We start from the raw sequence: 14630 nt of genomic DNA, 5'->3' as shown, positions 1-14630 counted from the left end.
AGGGCAGTTGCCGGGTCTGTCCCGGATGTCTCTAACCTGAGGAGTCCCCTATGAAACACTCGCATTTCGTTGTCCAAAGCCCCGCAACACCGGCAGAGCAACTGATACTGTTGTTTCATGGCGTGGGGGATAACCCGGTGGCGATGGGGGAGATCGGCAGTTACTTCGCCAAAGATTTCCCACAGGCCTTGGTGGTGAGTATTGGTGGCCCATTCGCTTTTGGCAACGGTGAGGGTCGCCAATGGTTCTCGGTTCAGGGGATCACCGAACACAACCGCACGCAACGCATTGCCGAAGTGATGCCAACCTTTGTTGAAACCGTGCGCTACTGGCAGCAACACAGCGGCGTGGGCTACGCGGGCACCGCGCTGGTTGGTTTTTCGCAGGGTTCGATCATGGCGCTGGAAGGGCTAAAAGCCGAAGCCAAACTGGCCGGGCGGGTAGTGGCCTTCAGCGGCCGTTTTGCCCAGTTACCGCAAGCCGATTTTGGTGACAGCGTGGTACACCTGATCCATGGTGAGACGGACGGCGTTATTGCTGCGGAACATGCGCAAGCGGCTGAGGCTCAGTTGCAGGCCGTTGGCGCAGATGTGACGTTGGATATTGAACCAGGCGTCGGGCACGCAATCAGTTCGGGCATGATGAATGCTGCTCTGGAGCGTTTGCATTACTATGTGCCGCAGCGCTATTGGGAAGAGGCGATGTTTGGTAAACGGGGCGATCTGATCGCCTTTAAATAAACAGCAGGGCGCTATGTGCGCCCTGAGGTTATGGCTTTTTCGGCCAGTCGTCTTCGTCGTCCCACTTGGCGTTGTTATCGCGGTGGGGCGGCAATTCAGGCTTGTTGGCCAGGAATTTTCGATGATCCAGGCGGCGTAATTCCTTGATCCCGCTAATGATAATACCTGCCAATATCACCAGGATTATCCACCAGTAGTCAGCTAACCAATGCATGTTTACACCTTTCCTTCAGGGCGAATAAAACGCGAGAATATCGCGGGCAGATGGCTTGCGAGCCAAGCTGCACCAGCAACGTCCTTATCTCGCCAGGCCGCCAGCAGCAGCTCGGGCGTCAGTAAATGCTCGGCCTCTTGCGCCAGCGGGCGATAACTTAAATGCCAGGGTTCCACCGCCACCCCACCTTGATCGGCGGTAAACGGGCGATAGAAGCCAAACTCGGCCATATGTGCAGTCAGCCAAAGATTTAGCGGATGGAAATAACCACCGGCTTCATATTCCCACGGCTCTAACTGCAACTTTTGCCCAACGGGCAGCAGCGACGGATCGTAAACATCCAGATCGCTGCCCCAGTGGTGACGGCTGGCACCCGGTAGGGCCGACCAACGCAAAATGGCTTCACAACGCTCGGCGGCAGATAGTGGCTGGATATCCATCGGTTGGCTATTGTGATCCAATACTGGCCGCTCTCCGCAGAACTTACCATTCCAGATCGCCAGCTGCCGGTCAAAATCGCGAAAGGTGCTGGCCGGTTGCAGATCAAAGCCTGCCGTTTTAGCCGCCTGTTGCATGGCCTGACAGGCCACCACCGCAGCGGGTTGCAGCCGGTGATTGCCGCTCAGTACGGTAAGGTGCTCCGTTGAGCGCCCGGTGAGCATTTCTGCGCTGATCATGCGACCAGTTGCTCCATGATACGCTGATACATGCGGCTCAGTAACTGCAGATCGGCCGCATGTACGCATTCATTCACTTTATGGATGGTGGCGTTGACCGGCCCCAGCTCAACCACCTGTGCTCCCATCTGAGCGATAAAGCGGCCATCAGAAGTACCGCCGGTAGTCAGTAGTTGCGGGGTGAGCTCGGCATAGTGTTCTACCGCATTCACCACGGCATCGACCAAATCGCCTCGAGCGGTCAGGAAAGGCTGGCCAGACAGCCACCAGTCGATGCTGTAGTTCAAGTTATGGCGATCCAACAGTTCCTGCACCCGCTGCTTGATCAGGGTGTCGGTAAGCTCGGTGCTGAAGCGGAAGTTGAACTGCACGAACATTTCACCGGGGATCACGTTGTTGCTGCCGGTCCCGGCCTGCACATTGGCAATTTGCATGCTGGTTGGCGGGAAGAATTCGTTGCCCTGATCCCACTCAATGGCGACTAGTTCGTTTAACGCAGGCATAGCCCGGTGAACCGGATTATCGGCCAGATGTGGATAGGCGACGTGCCCCTGAACGCCATGTATACGCAGATTGGCGGTGATCGAGCCACGGCGGCCATTTTTCACCACGTCTCCGACCCGTTCGGTGCTTGAAGGTTCGCCGACCAGGCAATAATCAAGGCGCTCGTTGCGAGCCATCAAGGCTTCCACTACCTTCACGGTACCATGAGTGGCGCTGGCCTCTTCGTCTGAGGTGATCAGAAACGCCAAGCGGCCCTGATGGTTGGGGTTGGCGGCAACGAAGCGTTCTGCGGCTACCACCATGGCGGCCAGGGAGCCTTTCATATCGGCGGCTCCGCGCCCATAAAGCATGCCGTCGCGGATGACGGGCTCAAACGGTGGGTTATCCCAATTTTTCTCGTCGCCGGTTGGCACCACATCGGTGTGGCCAGCAAACGCCAGCGTGCTGCCCTGACCGCGCCAGGCCCAGAAGTTTTGCGTATCGCCAAAGTTCATTGGTTCGACGGTAAAACCGATCGCTTTCAGGCGGGCGATCATCAACTCCTGACAACCTTCGTCATGTGGGCTGAGGGAAGGGCGCTTGATAAGCTGTTGCGCCAGTTCGATAACAGGGCAGATCATGAGTTAACCTCGGTAATAAATTGCTGATAGCTTTCGCTGCTGAAGCCTAGCAGGGCATGTCCTTTACCATCATCCAGCAAAGGGCGTTTGATCATGGCCGGTTGCTCCAGCATAAGGGCGATGGCGGCATCGGCATTGTCGCAGGCATTGCGCTGGGCTTCATCCAGTTTACGCCACGTAGTGCCACGAGTATTCAACAATGGTTCCCAACCCAGACGCGCGACAAAATCACGCAACAACTGCTCGTCGAGCCCGTCTGCGCGATAGTCGTGGAATTGATAAGCCACACCCTGTTCTTCCAGCCAGCGGCGGGCTTTTTTGATGGTGTCACAATTTTTGATGCCGAACATGGTCAGCGAGGCGTGCTGCGGTTTGTCTGTCATGGCGTAAAAGCTACCTTTTAATCGTCAAAATCTGTACTGAGTGGCAGACTGGGTCACAATGTTATACCACTCGGTTATAGAACAGATAATGCGGGAAAATGGAGTTTAAATCCAGACAACGATGTGTTCATCATTGACAGGGAGATACCTGTATTTTCAGGTCCGCAGATGAGTAACACATTTGGTTTTGACCTTCTCTGTAAAGCGACGAGATACTGCCCCACTCAGTACTAATTGTTTGTCACAGACGGGGGAAAGTAATTATGCTGCGAATATTAATTTACCAAGACAACCTCCAACAATTTTTGATAATATCATCTGGGAATAGATGATGTAGTTTCGTATGACTTGTGCAACATATTATTCTTTATTTTATATTACAACATGGAAGTGAAAATGAATGCGAGAAAACTAATCCTAACAAGTTGCTTTTCATATAGGGATCTATTAGAAATAAAACGCTCGTATGCTAAAACCGTGCGTAAGGTTTATGGTGGAGAGGGTAGGGTTTCGAGTGAAGAGATATTTGAGAATTATATTTTTGTTCTTGCCGATATTGTAAGTAGCACTGTTTTCATCTTCTCGGCTTTAGGTATTTTAAATACAGGGATTCTTATATGCCTCCATGGCTTAACTAGAGGGCCATTTGTCATGTTTATTATAAGCATAGCATTCGTGGCTTGTGTGGTAATTAGGAATGGTAAAGCAAGTAAGTTACAGATAAAAACCACAATAAAGTTAATTAACTTAAGGTTGAGGGTTTTTATTTTTAGGCTCAGCCTACCGTAGCACACAAATGAATATTGTTTTTTTGTTATTATGAATTATTCACTATCATGATATTTGTAGTCATTGTCATAAAGTGTGGCTTTAAGTGTATTAAGGGATACGCCTGCTTGAAATGTCCTCATAGCAGTATTTTTATTTTCTCACTTAATAATTAGCAGTTTGATGTTCAACGCACATACCCGCTATTTTGTAACCTTTCCAGCGCGCTCCCATCGGCGTACACCATGCCGGTAGTCAGATCGTGGAAGCCATATCGCTTATAAAATGCCAATTTGTCCGGCACCGAGTAAATAAACACTTTACCTAATGGGGCCAGATCATGCATGACGCGATCCATCAACTGCTGACCATAACCTTGCCCCTGGAAGCGCGGATGGATGGCGACATCGGCCAGATAAGCTACCGAGGTCATGTCACTGATGGCATGGGCGGTGGCCATCAACTCACCCTCAATAAAGCCCCAATAGCAGAATTGGCTATTTTGGTATACCTTCTGTAAGACCTGTGGATCACGCTCGCCCAGTCCGGCAGCGGCCAGCAATTCGCCCAACTGTTGCCAGTCGATATTACAGTTACGCAGATCGGTGATGAGCTCCATCATTCTCCCCTTAACCAATACGATCCAAATCCGCAGCATATTGCTGGATCGCACGCTGGTAGCTGCTGATCTCCGTATGTGCCGAGGTCTCTGCCAACAGGATCAGCAGGTCCGATACCGCCTGTTTGGTTTCCCCCAGATTGTAGAGCGTCATGGCGCGGAACAGCGTGATCTCCTTGGCCTGCGGGAACTCGTTTAGCCCGTCGTCGAAAGCGGTTAGCGATTTCTGGTATTCCCCCAATGCGCGATAGGTGCTACCCAGGCCCAGCCAGGCTTCCTGGCGTAACTGTGCAGGCAGGCCGTGCTGCAAGGCGGCGAGATAGCAGGGGATCGCCTGCTGTTCAAAGCCCTGCACATCGTAAAGGCACGCCAGCTGGTAATGTAGCGAGCCATCCAACGGTGCCTGTTGCAGCATCTGTTGGGCCAGCTCGGTGGCTTCCGGATAGCGACCTTGTTGTTTCAACTGCTCGATGGTGATACTCGAAGACATGATTTTCCCTTTCAACGGTGTTTCGCTAACTCCTGTAGCAACGTTACTCCTTCACTATTCATCCGCAAAGAAATATATGCCTGGATAGATCTCTGATAAGTTTGAAATAGTAGGTTCACATCATGCTGATGTAGAATATCCTATAGTTAATCAGGCTTTTCTTGACGGCAACCCGTGATATTTTTCACCAAAATGCCTGCGTGCATACCAGTGAGTAAAAAATGACACCCCACGTTCCATCATATGTTCGACAACTTGTCACCCTGCTGCTATGGGGGATCATCTATTACCTCGCCGGATTGATCTCATTAAAATTTGACGATCCCGATTCGCCGATCGCTATCGTGTGGTTTCCCTCCGGTGTTGCGGTTGCCGCCTTTCTTTTGACTCGCTGGCGCAGTTATTTATCCCTGTTCATCATTTTGACGTTGGCGGACTTGTTGTTGACGGAAGGCTGGCAGAATAATCCACTGATATCGCTGATCTATACCCTGCTATCCATGCCAGCCAACGTCGCGATCGCCTGGGCCGTTCGCCGCTTTGCACGGCTTAATGACGATCTCCATACAATCTTAATTTGTATCACCGCAACCGTGGTCTTCAGCGGTCTGGATGCGCTAATTATCGGTGGGGGTTATGCACTAATCCACCAGCAGCCTTTGTTCAGCTTGTTCTGGCAGAATTTTATCGCTGATGTTACCGGTATTATCTTTGCCACAGCCGTTATCATGGGGGTTGTCAATCGGCGTTTGGTTGCTGCCAGTTGCAATCTGCAAATGGGTCTTCTGGGAGGGGCACTTTGGCTGCTGCTGTGTGCTTCGATCTGGTTTATCTTCGGCTACCCACTTCTCTGGCTGCAACACAACGCCGCTGCGCTCTACTTTGCCTTGGCATGCCTCCCCATTATTCTGGCTACTATGCTGTCTGTGGCCTGGGGGAATCGTGGGGGATCTCTAGCGCTTCTCACTCTTGGGTTGGGAGTGATTTATTATACCGATAATCAGCATGGACCATTTTTTATCAAGGGGTTACATCTCAATGAGTCTCTGTTATTAGCCTTGAGCTACCTTTCCGCGACGGCGTTGTTGATCGTGTTTATCAGGGTGTTGAAGCACTCTACCAACAGTTTTAACCCAGACACTGGCCGGATAACCGGCAAGGGGGTGATTTATAGCCTCAATCCGCGGACCGGGGTTTTGCACTGGGAGGATGAGCTCGGCAGTTTGTATGAGCAGAAGGTTCCCAGCAAGCTAGACACCGTAGATGACGTGATGCAATGGGTTCACCCGCATGATCAAGGCAAACTGCGTGACCATTGGCTCCTCAATGATAGTCCTCAACCCCGTGCCCCGTTGATATTCCGTTTCCAGATGCCACAGGGAGAGTGGTTGACGTTGGTGGATAACAGCTGTGTTCTGCTGGATGAGGAAGAACAGAGCATTATTGTCGGCAATTGGCAAGCAAGCCACTATCACCAGGACAGTTAAATGAACCTATTATTTGCGTATTGTGGAGAGTTGCAGCAGTGATCCAGATTGCCTTGTTATTATTCGGCGTTGATTTTGTGCGCTCCAAAGCCAAATTTTTGGGGGTAATCGGGATTATCTGGGGGCTTATGGGGATCGGTATCTTTATCGATGGCCTTGATGGTGTGCTCTATTTTCCCTTACAGGTTTTTGGTGCCCTGATGCTTCTGGAGAGCCTGGTCACGTTGAGTATTGCCTCCAGCGGGGTTGGGGCGCAGAAAGCCGTGCTCTACTTCAAGGGGGGGATCTTTTGTGTTGTCGCACTGTTGATTCTGGCGAACAAACCCTACAGTAATCTGCTCCTGGCAATTCTATTTGGTTTCTCCTATTTCGTTATCGGCTTGTTTATGGTCGCTTCTGCCTGGATCGTCCGGTTTCCACGTTGGAGGAATGCGCTGGTCAGCGGCATTGCTCAAATACTGTTCGCCATGCTCTTATTTAGCCCTTATCCGGCGCACTATAAGGCCACCATATCGTTTTTCCTGGGCACATTGATGGTTTTCAGTGGCATCAATATCCTGAAATTAGCCAGGCGGGCCAACCTGTTAAGGGAAGGCACCTCGGTGTTTGAATTGTTGGCACCCACCGAGATGTTATATGCCTTTGGAAAGAAATCGGCGGCTCGGCCAGCCGAGGTGGTTGCTCCCAGCATTGATTTTAAACAGCCTTTAACCGTCCATATCTGGACTCCGGAAGGAACGGCGAGTGCGGCCCCAATCCCCCGGCCAGTCATTAATCGCTATATCGCGGCAGTAGATGCTCAAGGGGTTATCTCTACCGGGCATGCTGCATTGGAACTGGTACCGAGCATCTACATCAGTCTGTATCCAGCGGCAGATATCGATCGTTCTCCTTCAGAGTTTCTCAATGTGTTGAAGGCGACGCGAGAAAATGACGTGCCCGGCACCTTCCAGCCGGACTATGTTACCGAGGCGACCAACTGGTGCGATTCGAATCGGCAGATCCAGTTTCACCGTTATAACAGCTCGGCACTGCTACGTTTTTGGAGCGGCTATCAGCAGACAAAAGTCTACAACCTGACGTCGCGTAACTGCTCCAGTAGTGTTGCCTATGCCTTGGAAGCCTCACTGGATGGCGTGCTTGCCAAACAGAGTAAAAGCTGGCTGGGTACCTTACGTATTTTGACCATGCCGGAACTGTGGATTGCCGCGCAGGTACGCAGACGGGCACTCTCAATGGCCTGGACGCCGGGGCTGGTGATGGATTACGCCCGAGCGCTGCGACATATTGTTCACCCCGTGCCTCAGCCATGGTATCAGCGTATTCTCAAGCGCAGGCAGCCGGAAAAAGAGGGATAGCGACGCGTCATGATTATTTTACAACAATAATCAGCCACACAATTGTTTTGGCTAAGGCAGACCGCGGATCATCCAAATTATTCGGCGGGTTTCGTTAAAAAAGTAACATCCGGGTAGGTTTTTGATTAATCTGAAAATATGCTCCGCTCCTGGGTTTTGTTAACTGGCATCGTTCCCAAAAGGCTTCACTTGGTCAAAAAACAGGCGTAGAATCCCTGCGTCCAATAACTGGAGGTTATGAAGTATCATGGTTGATCGAGAGTTAACAAATTGGAAAGACTTTATTGATGAGATGTTAGGTAACTAACACCATATAGGGTTTAAAGCTTGAATAAGGCTATTGGGTTTGTTTTTATTTAAAGCACCTAGGGTAACAATATTAAGTCTTTAGCAAAGCAGCCTCGGTTTCCCGAAGCTGCTTTTTTTACGCCTGCTATTGGCTATCGTGATGGTGAGGCAGCGCCTTACCAGGGAACCGGCGGCGTACCAATACGAAGAACAGCGGCACAAAGAAAATTGCCAGAACGGTGGCTGAAATCATACCGCCCATCACTCCGGTACCTACTGCATGCTGGCTGCCAGAACCCGCACCGGAACTGATGGCCATTGGCAGAACGCCGAAGATAAACGCCAGTGAGGTCATCAGGATAGGGCGCAAACGCTGGCGCGAGGCTTCCAGCGTTGCCTCCAGCAACTCCTGGCCTTTATTGTTCAGTTCGTTGGCAAATTCCACGATCAGAATGGCGTTCTTGGCCGACAGCCCGATAATCGTCAATAGTCCCACCTGAAAGTACACATCGTTTTCCAGCCCGCGCAGCCAGGTGGCCGTGACGGCACCGATCACCCCCAGCGGTACCACCAACATGACCGAGAACGGGATCGACCAGCTTTCATACAGGGCCGCCAGACACAGGAATACCACTAACAGCGAGATGGCATACAGCGCCGGTGCCTGGGAACCGGACAGGCGTTCCTGGTAGGACATTGCGGTCCATTCCAGACCGAAACCGGTCGGTAGCTGGCTGACGAGTTTTTCCATTTCATCCATCGCGGTACCGGTACTGACGCCCGGGGCAGCCTCGCCCACGATTTCTACCGTGGAGTTACCGTTGTAGCGTTCCAGACGCGGTGAACCATATTCCCAATGGGAGGTAGCAAAGGCGGAGAAGGGCACCATCCCACCGCTGTTGTTACGTACATACCACTTGTTGATGTCCTCCGGCAGCATGCGGAAGGGCGCTCCGGCCTGGACGTACACTTTCTTCACTCGCCCGCGGTCTAAAAAGTCGTTGACGTAGGTGGAGCCCCAGGCGGTTGACAAGGTGCTGTTGATATCGTCAATCGACACGCCCAGCGCCTGCGCCTTGCGTTGGTCGATATCGATCTGCAACTGCGGGCTGTCATCAAGACCATTATGGCGCACGCGCGATAGCTGCGGGTTTTGCCCAGCCAACTGCAGTAATTGATCGCGAGCCTCCATCAGCTTGACGTGCCCCAGCCCGGCGTGGTCTTCCAACTGCATATCGAAGCCCGAAGAGTTCCCCAGCCCGGTGATTGCTGGCGGGCTGCTGGCAATAACGCGCGCTTCGTTAATATTGCTAAAGGCTTTGGTAGCTCGCTCGATGATATCGAACGAACTATTGGCTCCCGAACTGCGTAGATCCCAGTCCTTCAGGCGCAAGAACAGGCGTGCGACGTTCTGGCCGTTGCCGCCTGGCCCGGCACCGATGGTGGAGAACACCGACAGCACGTCAGCTTTCTCTTCGGTCAGAAAGTAGTGCTCAACCTTTTCCACCACCTTGGTGGTTTGTTGCAGGGTGGAACCTACTGGCAACTGCACCTGTACGGTGAACACGCCACGGTCTTCCTGCGGCAGGAATGAGGTCGGCAGTTTGATAAACAGAACCGCCATACCGGCCAACAGCAGCAGGTAGATCACCATGTAGCGGGCACTGTGGTGCAGCACGCGCGCTACACCACGTTCATAGCGTTCGGTGTTGCGATTGAACATGCGGTTAAACCAGCCGAAGAAACCGCGCTTGCCGTGATGATGGCCTTTGGCGATCGGCTGGAGAATAGTGGCGCACAGGGCCGGGGTGAGGATCATGGCGACCAGCACCGAAAGCACCATTGCGGAAACGATAGTGATCGAGAACTGGCGATAAATGGCGCCGGTGGTGCCGCCGAAGAAGGCCATGGGAATAAATACCGCCGAAAGCACCATGGCAATCCCCACCAGCGCGCCCTGGATCTGCCCCATGGATTTACGGGTTGCGTCCCTGGGTGAGAGACCTTCCTCGCTCATCACGCGTTCCACGTTTTCCACCACCACGATGGCGTCATCCACCAATAGGCCGATCGCCAGCACCATGGCAAACATCGTCAGGGTGTTGATGCTGTAGCCGAAGGCCGAAAGGATGGCAAAGGTGCCCAACAGCACCACTGGAACGGCGATAGTGGGAATTAGCGTGGCACGGAAGTTCTGCAAGAACAGGTACATGACTAAAAACACCAGCAAAATGGCTTCCAGCAGGGTTTTTACCACATCATGGATCGACGCCTGGACGAACGGCGTTGTCTCATAGGCGATCTTGGCTTCCAGCCCGTGAGGGAAATAGTGTGAAAGCTCGGCGATCTTGGCTTTCACCAACTGGTCGGTTTGCAATTCGTTGGCACCGGAAGCCAGCTTGATGTTCATCCCGGCGGCCTGCAATCCGTTGTAACGGCTGAGGTAGTTATAGTTTTCCCCGCCCAATTCCACCGTGGCAACGTCACCCAGGGTGACCAGCGAACCGTCCCGATTGACGCGCAGCGTGATCTGGCGGAACTGCTCCGGCGTTTGCAACTGGGATTGAGCGTTGATGGTGGCGTTTAGCGCCTGCTGATCCACGGAAGGGGATCCGCCCAACTGGCCCACCGCGACCTGGGTGTTCTGCGAACTGATGGCGCTGACTACATCCTGAGTGGTGAGCTGATAGCTGGTGAGCTTGTTCGGATCCAGCCAGATACGCATGGCGTATTGTGAACCGTAAACGTCCATGCTGCCCACGCCGTTAATGCGGCTGAGGGGGTCTTGCAGGTTGGAGACGATGTAGTCCGCGATGTCCTGCTTATCCATGCTGCCATCGTTGGAGACAAAGGCCACCATCATCAGCGTGGTATCGCCCGATTTTGACACCGTTACGCCTTGTTGCTGTACCGCCTGTGGCAACCGCTTGATGGCGGCTTGCAGCTTGTTTTGTACTTGTTGCATTGCCTCGTTGGGATCGGTGCCGGCATCAAAGGTCAGCGTAACCGAGGCCTGGCCGGTATTGGTGCTCTGGGACGACATATACATCATGTTGTCGAGGCCGGTCATGTTCTGTTCGATAATCTGGGTAACGGTATTTTCCAGCGTCTGTGCCGATGCGCCTGGATAGGAGGCGCTGATACGCACGTTTGGCGGAGCGAGGTTCGGATATTGTTCGACAGGCAGAGAAAAAATCGCCAACGTCCCCGTCAGGCAAAGAATAATTGCCAGAACCCAGGCAAAAATCGGGCGATCAATAAAAAAATTGGCCATGCGGCATGAACCTCGTTGTGACTTATTCTATTTTTGACTGCATCAGTTATGCTTACGCCTGGCACTGACTGGTGGCCGGGCTGTCGCAGGATTTGATTGTACCCAAAGGTGCTACTGCACTTTACTCGTCGAGCGCAGATAAAGCGTGGAGAAAAAAAGGAGATAATGTAAATAACAGTAGTAGAAATCTACAGTTACACATTGCATCGCCACGAAACGCGCCATTATGGCGATTTTATTGCGTTACGGTGAAATAATCAGGATGTTTTCCTCAGCAGGAGTTAAGCATGGAAATTAACCCGGTATTTGCTCGTCGTCTTTATCTGTGTTGGCTGATCAGCAGCAATGAACGCCCTAACGTTCCGCGCCTGATGGAACTGACCGGTTGGCCGCGCCGTACGTTGCAGGATGTACTCAAAGCTTTGCCAGGCCTGGGCCTGGAGTTGCAGTTTGTGCAGCAGGGGAAGCGTAATAATGATGGCTATTACCAGTTGGTAAACTGGGGCCCGTTAAGCCAAAGCTGGGTTAATCAGCATCATGAGATGCTGCTGGCGGCCATTGGTTGAATGTTCCCCGGCGTGCCGGGGAAGCATTACTGGCTTTTCGCTTCCAGATACATCACGGTTGCTGCCACGCGTGAGCGCACGTTGAGCTTGCGCAGCATATTGCGGATGTGCACTTTCACCGTCTCTTCAGAAATATGCAACTGCGCCGCGACCTGCTTGTTTGACATGCCACGCGCCACTTCCTGCAACACATCCAGTTCACGCTCGGTGAGAGCGGCAAAGGGATCGTGTTGCTCGCTGCGTGACGAAAGATAGTCCGCTACCGCATCGCTAATCACGTTCTGGCCCTCGGCAGCCTGGCGAATATGCTCCAGCAACTGTTCTGGCTCGCTGTCTTTCAGCAGGTAGCCATCGGCGCCCGCATCGATCAGCGCATAGACGTCGCTGCGGGAATCGGAAACGGTCAGCACGATAATGCGTGCATCTACCCCTTCATCGCGCAGTGCTTTCAGCGTATCCAGCCCGGAAAGCCCCTTCATGTTCAGATCGAGCAGGATCACGTCTGGCGTGAACTGCGCGGCCAGGGCGATCGCCTCAGCACCGCCGCTGGCTTCTGCCACCACGGTGAAAGTGGGATCTAGCCCCAGCAACTGTTTGATACCACGGCGCATCAATGGGTGATCGTCCACGATCATTACTCGGTAATTATTCATCACAATAAAACGTGCTCCCTGTAGCGAGTAAAGCCACTGCCTACTGCCGGCAGTAAAGCTGACTCTTAAAATATAGTAGTAATTAGCATTGTCGCTCGGCTCGAATGGCCGCCGTGCAATGCTGTTAGCCCTTATGGCGGGAAGCTAAGACAGACCTCCGTGCCCCCGGCATTGCCACGCCTGATATGTAACGTCCCGTTCAGGCGCGATGCGCGTTCGCTCATAATGGTTAGCCCGTAATGGCCTTCCGGTTCATCCAGGCTGTCGATGCCGCAGCCGTCGTCACAAATGGTGATCTCGTTGTCGCCGCTGGGGGAGACTTCGCAATGGATCACAATTTCCTGTGCATCGGCGTGTTTGATGGCATTAAGCACGGCTTCACGCACGATCTGTAGCGCATGAACCTGTTGTTGGGCATTCAACGCCTGTGAGGCTAACCGACAGTGTAACTGAATCCGCGCGCTGGTCAGCAGTTTTAATGGTTCCAATACCTGCTGCAACGCGGCGTTCAGATCGGCATCCTGAATGCTCAACCGGAAGGTGGCCAGTAGTTCGCGCAATTGGCGATAGGCATCCGCCAGCGCCCGATCAAAATCATCAATGATCTCATCCGCCTGCGATGAATGGCCTGTCAGGGTACGTTTGAGCAAGGTAAGCTGGATGCGCAGGAAAGTGAGGGCCTGGGCTAACGAATCGTGTAGTTCACGGGCAATGGTGGCGCGTTCCTCCATCAGTAGGAACTGCATATGCTGCTTTTGTGCGCGGTTAAAGTAAACCCCGCGGCTGAGCATATTGGTCACGCTTTGCATCAGGTGCGGGTGGGGCGGCTGTTGCTCATGTTGCCAGCTCAGGCTACCCAAGGGTTTGTTGTCTTGCATGATCACCTGTGAATGCCAGGCCAGTTCCGCCACGGGTTCACCACTGCTGACCTGCCATTGGCTTAGGCTGTCTTCCACATTGAGCCGGATACAATGTAATTGTTCGCTTAGCTTGATGATATGCAAGACCTTCTCAAACGCCCGCTGATCCAACTGCCCAACGCTCAGCGCCTGGGAGCAGCTGTAGAGCACCTCCAGCGTGCGGTTGGCCTGCTGTAGGCGCTCGGTTTTTTCCTGCACCTTTTGTTCCAGTGACTGGTAGAGCTTCGCCAATTCGCCAGACATGGTGGTGAAGGTTTGCGACAGGACGCCCAGTTCGTTTGGCAATGAAACGTCGAGCGGCGGATGATTAAAGTCACGTTGTTGCATACGCAGGCTGGCGTCCACCAGGCGTTTGAGCGGGGTGACCACTTGGCGGCGCATAAAGCGGATGCAGAACAGCACCAGGGCAATGATGGCGATGTAGCCCATCACGCTGATCGTCGCTACGATGGTCAGTTTTTGTTCGGAGTAGCGCTGCAAAGCCAAGACAAAATGGTCGATCTGGTTAACATAGCTGGCCACGTTGGCCTGATAGTTTTCCGGGTTCCCGGCCAGGATCTGTTTTTCCAGTACCAGCCAGGCCTGGCGCAGCGTCAGGTATTTTTGCCGCACATCGTCAGGCACATAAAATCGATCGAGTTTAAGCAAGGCCGGAGCCATCAGCGACTGCTGATACTGCACCAGGTGCTGCTGCACTTCAGCGGAACCGTTAGTGAGCTCATACGCCAACCGGTAGCTCTGCATGCGCAACGATCCCGCGATATTGATCGCTTCGGCATCTTGCAGGCTGCCGGCCACGGTAGTCAGTGCCAGTCCGGTGGACAGCACGGAAAGGATCACGATACTTATCAGCGCCTTCGCCAGGCTGCCGGTCACTGAGCGTTTTACGAGCAATTAAGCGTCCTTCTGGTTATAGGCCTGAGTGTTATGCGCCGTCAAATTATAACTTTTGCTGGCAAAAAGCATGGCGATTTTGAGCAAACGGCCGATTTAGCGCCAAAAAAAATCTTCGCTATATAATCAATTAAATAGCGATTTGGCGGTCTACCGTTGGCAAAATGCCCTATAT

14 protein-coding genes are annotated in these 14630 nt (G+C 52.9%); 5 read left to right on the top strand and 9 right to left on the bottom strand.

All coding sequences use genetic code 11. The annotated features are described in order from the left end of the window. Nucleotides 1–50: 50 nt before the first annotated feature. Entirely contained in the window at nucleotides 51–740 is a 690-nt protein-coding gene (gene ypfH, locus KGP16_RS19135) for an esterase (protein ID WP_094982742.1), read from the top strand. A 28-nt stretch (nucleotides 741–768) separates the two neighbouring features. Here the strand turns inward: ypfH and KGP16_RS19130 are convergent, their stop codons facing one another. The 6 genes from KGP16_RS19130 to KGP16_RS19105 form a co-directional block, all read right to left on the bottom strand. Beyond that, entirely contained in the window at nucleotides 769–954 is a 186-nt protein-coding gene (locus KGP16_RS19130; RefSeq protein ID WP_021178743.1) for a YpfN family protein, read from the bottom strand. 2 nt (nucleotides 955–956) lie between these two features. Beyond that, nucleotides 957–1631: a M15 family metallopeptidase gene (locus KGP16_RS19125; RefSeq protein ID WP_223500200.1), complete on the bottom strand. Its 675-nt coding sequence runs from the start codon at nucleotides 1629–1631 to the stop codon at nucleotides 957–959. Next, nucleotides 1628–2755, bottom strand: coding sequence for a succinyl-diaminopimelate desuccinylase (dapE, locus tag KGP16_RS19120; protein WP_179247676.1), 1128 nt, complete (start codon nucleotides 2753–2755; stop codon nucleotides 1628–1630). Before dapE ends, KGP16_RS19125 begins: the two co-directional genes overlap by 4 nt. Further along, the gene (locus KGP16_RS19115; RefSeq protein ID WP_121607502.1) at nucleotides 2752–3138 is read right to left on the bottom strand and encodes an ArsC family reductase; all 387 of its coding nucleotides are present in this window, start codon (nucleotides 3136–3138) and stop codon (nucleotides 2752–2754) included. Before KGP16_RS19115 ends, dapE begins: the two co-directional genes overlap by 4 nt. 955 nt (nucleotides 3139–4093) lie before the next feature. Next, entirely contained in the window at nucleotides 4094–4525 is a 432-nt protein-coding gene (locus KGP16_RS19110) for a GNAT family N-acetyltransferase (protein ID WP_094982798.1), read from the bottom strand. A gap of 10 nt (nucleotides 4526–4535) precedes the next feature. Then, the gene (locus tag KGP16_RS19105) at nucleotides 4536–5015 is read right to left on the bottom strand and encodes a tetratricopeptide repeat protein (protein WP_115159520.1); all 480 of its coding nucleotides are present in this window, start codon (nucleotides 5013–5015) and stop codon (nucleotides 4536–4538) included. Nucleotides 5016–5236: 221 nt separating this feature from the next. Here KGP16_RS19105 and KGP16_RS19100 point away from each other — a divergent pair, with 221 nt between their 5' ends. The 3 genes from KGP16_RS19100 to ypfM all read left to right on the top strand — a co-directional run bounded on the left by KGP16_RS19100 (nucleotide 5237) and on the right by ypfM (nucleotide 8167). Then, nucleotides 5237–6502, top strand: coding sequence for an MASE1 domain-containing protein (locus tag KGP16_RS19100; RefSeq protein ID WP_223500199.1), 1266 nt, complete (start codon nucleotides 5237–5239; stop codon nucleotides 6500–6502). Nucleotides 6503–6540: 38 nt separating this feature from the next. After that, entirely contained in the window at nucleotides 6541–7860 is a 1320-nt protein-coding gene (locus KGP16_RS19095; RefSeq protein WP_094982735.1) for an HdeD family acid-resistance protein, read from the top strand. Nucleotides 7861–8107: 247 nt separating this feature from the next. Beyond that, nucleotides 8108–8167, top strand: a complete 60-nt coding sequence (ypfM, locus tag KGP16_RS27710) for a protein YpfM (RefSeq protein WP_138106377.1) — start codon at nucleotides 8108–8110, stop codon at nucleotides 8165–8167. 126 nt (nucleotides 8168–8293) lie between these two features. On the opposite strand, the gene acrD is transcribed toward ypfM, so the two are convergent. Then, nucleotides 8294–11422 (bottom strand): multidrug efflux RND transporter permease AcrD, encoded by a 3129-nt coding sequence (gene acrD / locus KGP16_RS19085; RefSeq protein WP_223500198.1) that lies wholly within the window; start codon nucleotides 11420–11422, stop codon nucleotides 8294–8296. A gap of 287 nt (nucleotides 11423–11709) precedes the next feature. Between acrD and KGP16_RS19080 the strand changes: the two genes are divergently transcribed. Further along, nucleotides 11710–11988: a helix-turn-helix domain-containing protein gene (locus KGP16_RS19080; protein WP_021807096.1), complete on the top strand. Its 279-nt coding sequence runs from the start codon at nucleotides 11710–11712 to the stop codon at nucleotides 11986–11988. Nucleotides 11989–12014: 26 nt separating this feature from the next. Here KGP16_RS19080 and narP read toward each other — a convergent pair whose 3' ends face one another. Beyond that, nucleotides 12015–12647, bottom strand: coding sequence for a nitrate/nitrite response regulator protein NarP (narP, locus tag KGP16_RS19075; protein WP_059201467.1), 633 nt, complete (start codon nucleotides 12645–12647; stop codon nucleotides 12015–12017). Nucleotides 12648–12772: 125 nt separating this feature from the next. Continuing rightward, nucleotides 12773–14455 (bottom strand): nitrate/nitrite two-component system sensor histidine kinase NarQ, encoded by a 1683-nt coding sequence (narQ, locus tag KGP16_RS19070; RefSeq protein WP_021807094.1) that lies wholly within the window; start codon nucleotides 14453–14455, stop codon nucleotides 12773–12775. Nucleotides 14456–14630 lie beyond the last annotated feature (175 nt).

The organism is Serratia sp. JSRIV006, from assembly GCF_019968685.1.
GTDB classification, from domain to species: Bacteria; Pseudomonadota; Gammaproteobacteria; order Enterobacterales; family Enterobacteriaceae; genus Chania; species Chania fonticola_B.
The sequence above is the reverse complement of the archived record's forward strand: the minus strand, read 5'-3'. Positions and strand labels throughout refer to the sequence as shown.

Excerpts from the sequence above, each read along its gene's own strand:
- ypfH (WP_094982742.1), top strand. The coding sequence starts at position 51 with ATGAAACACTCGCATTTCGTTGTCCAAAGCCCCGCAACACCGGCAGAG.
- KGP16_RS19130 (WP_021178743.1), bottom strand. The coding sequence starts at position 954 with ATGCATTGGTTAGCTGACTACTGGTGGATAATCCTGGTGATATTGGCA.
- KGP16_RS19125 (WP_223500200.1), bottom strand. The coding sequence starts at position 1,631 with ATGATCAGCGCAGAAATGCTCACCGGGCGCTCAACGGAGCACCTTACC.
- dapE (WP_179247676.1), bottom strand. The coding sequence starts at position 2,755 with ATGATCTGCCCTGTTATCGAACTGGCGCAACAGCTTATCAAGCGCCCT.
- KGP16_RS19115 (WP_121607502.1), bottom strand. The coding sequence starts at position 3,138 with ATGACAGACAAACCGCAGCACGCCTCGCTGACCATGTTCGGCATCAAA.
- KGP16_RS19110 (WP_094982798.1), bottom strand. The coding sequence starts at position 4,525 with ATGGAGCTCATCACCGATCTGCGTAACTGTAATATCGACTGGCAACAG.
- KGP16_RS19105 (WP_115159520.1), bottom strand. The coding sequence starts at position 5,015 with ATGTCTTCGAGTATCACCATCGAGCAGTTGAAACAACAAGGTCGCTAT.
- KGP16_RS19100 (WP_223500199.1), top strand. The coding sequence starts at position 5,237 with ATGACACCCCACGTTCCATCATATGTTCGACAACTTGTCACCCTGCTG.
- acrD (WP_223500198.1), bottom strand. The coding sequence starts at position 11,422 with ATGGCCAATTTTTTTATTGATCGCCCGATTTTTGCCTGGGTTCTGGCA.
- KGP16_RS19080 (WP_021807096.1), top strand. The coding sequence starts at position 11,710 with ATGGAAATTAACCCGGTATTTGCTCGTCGTCTTTATCTGTGTTGGCTG.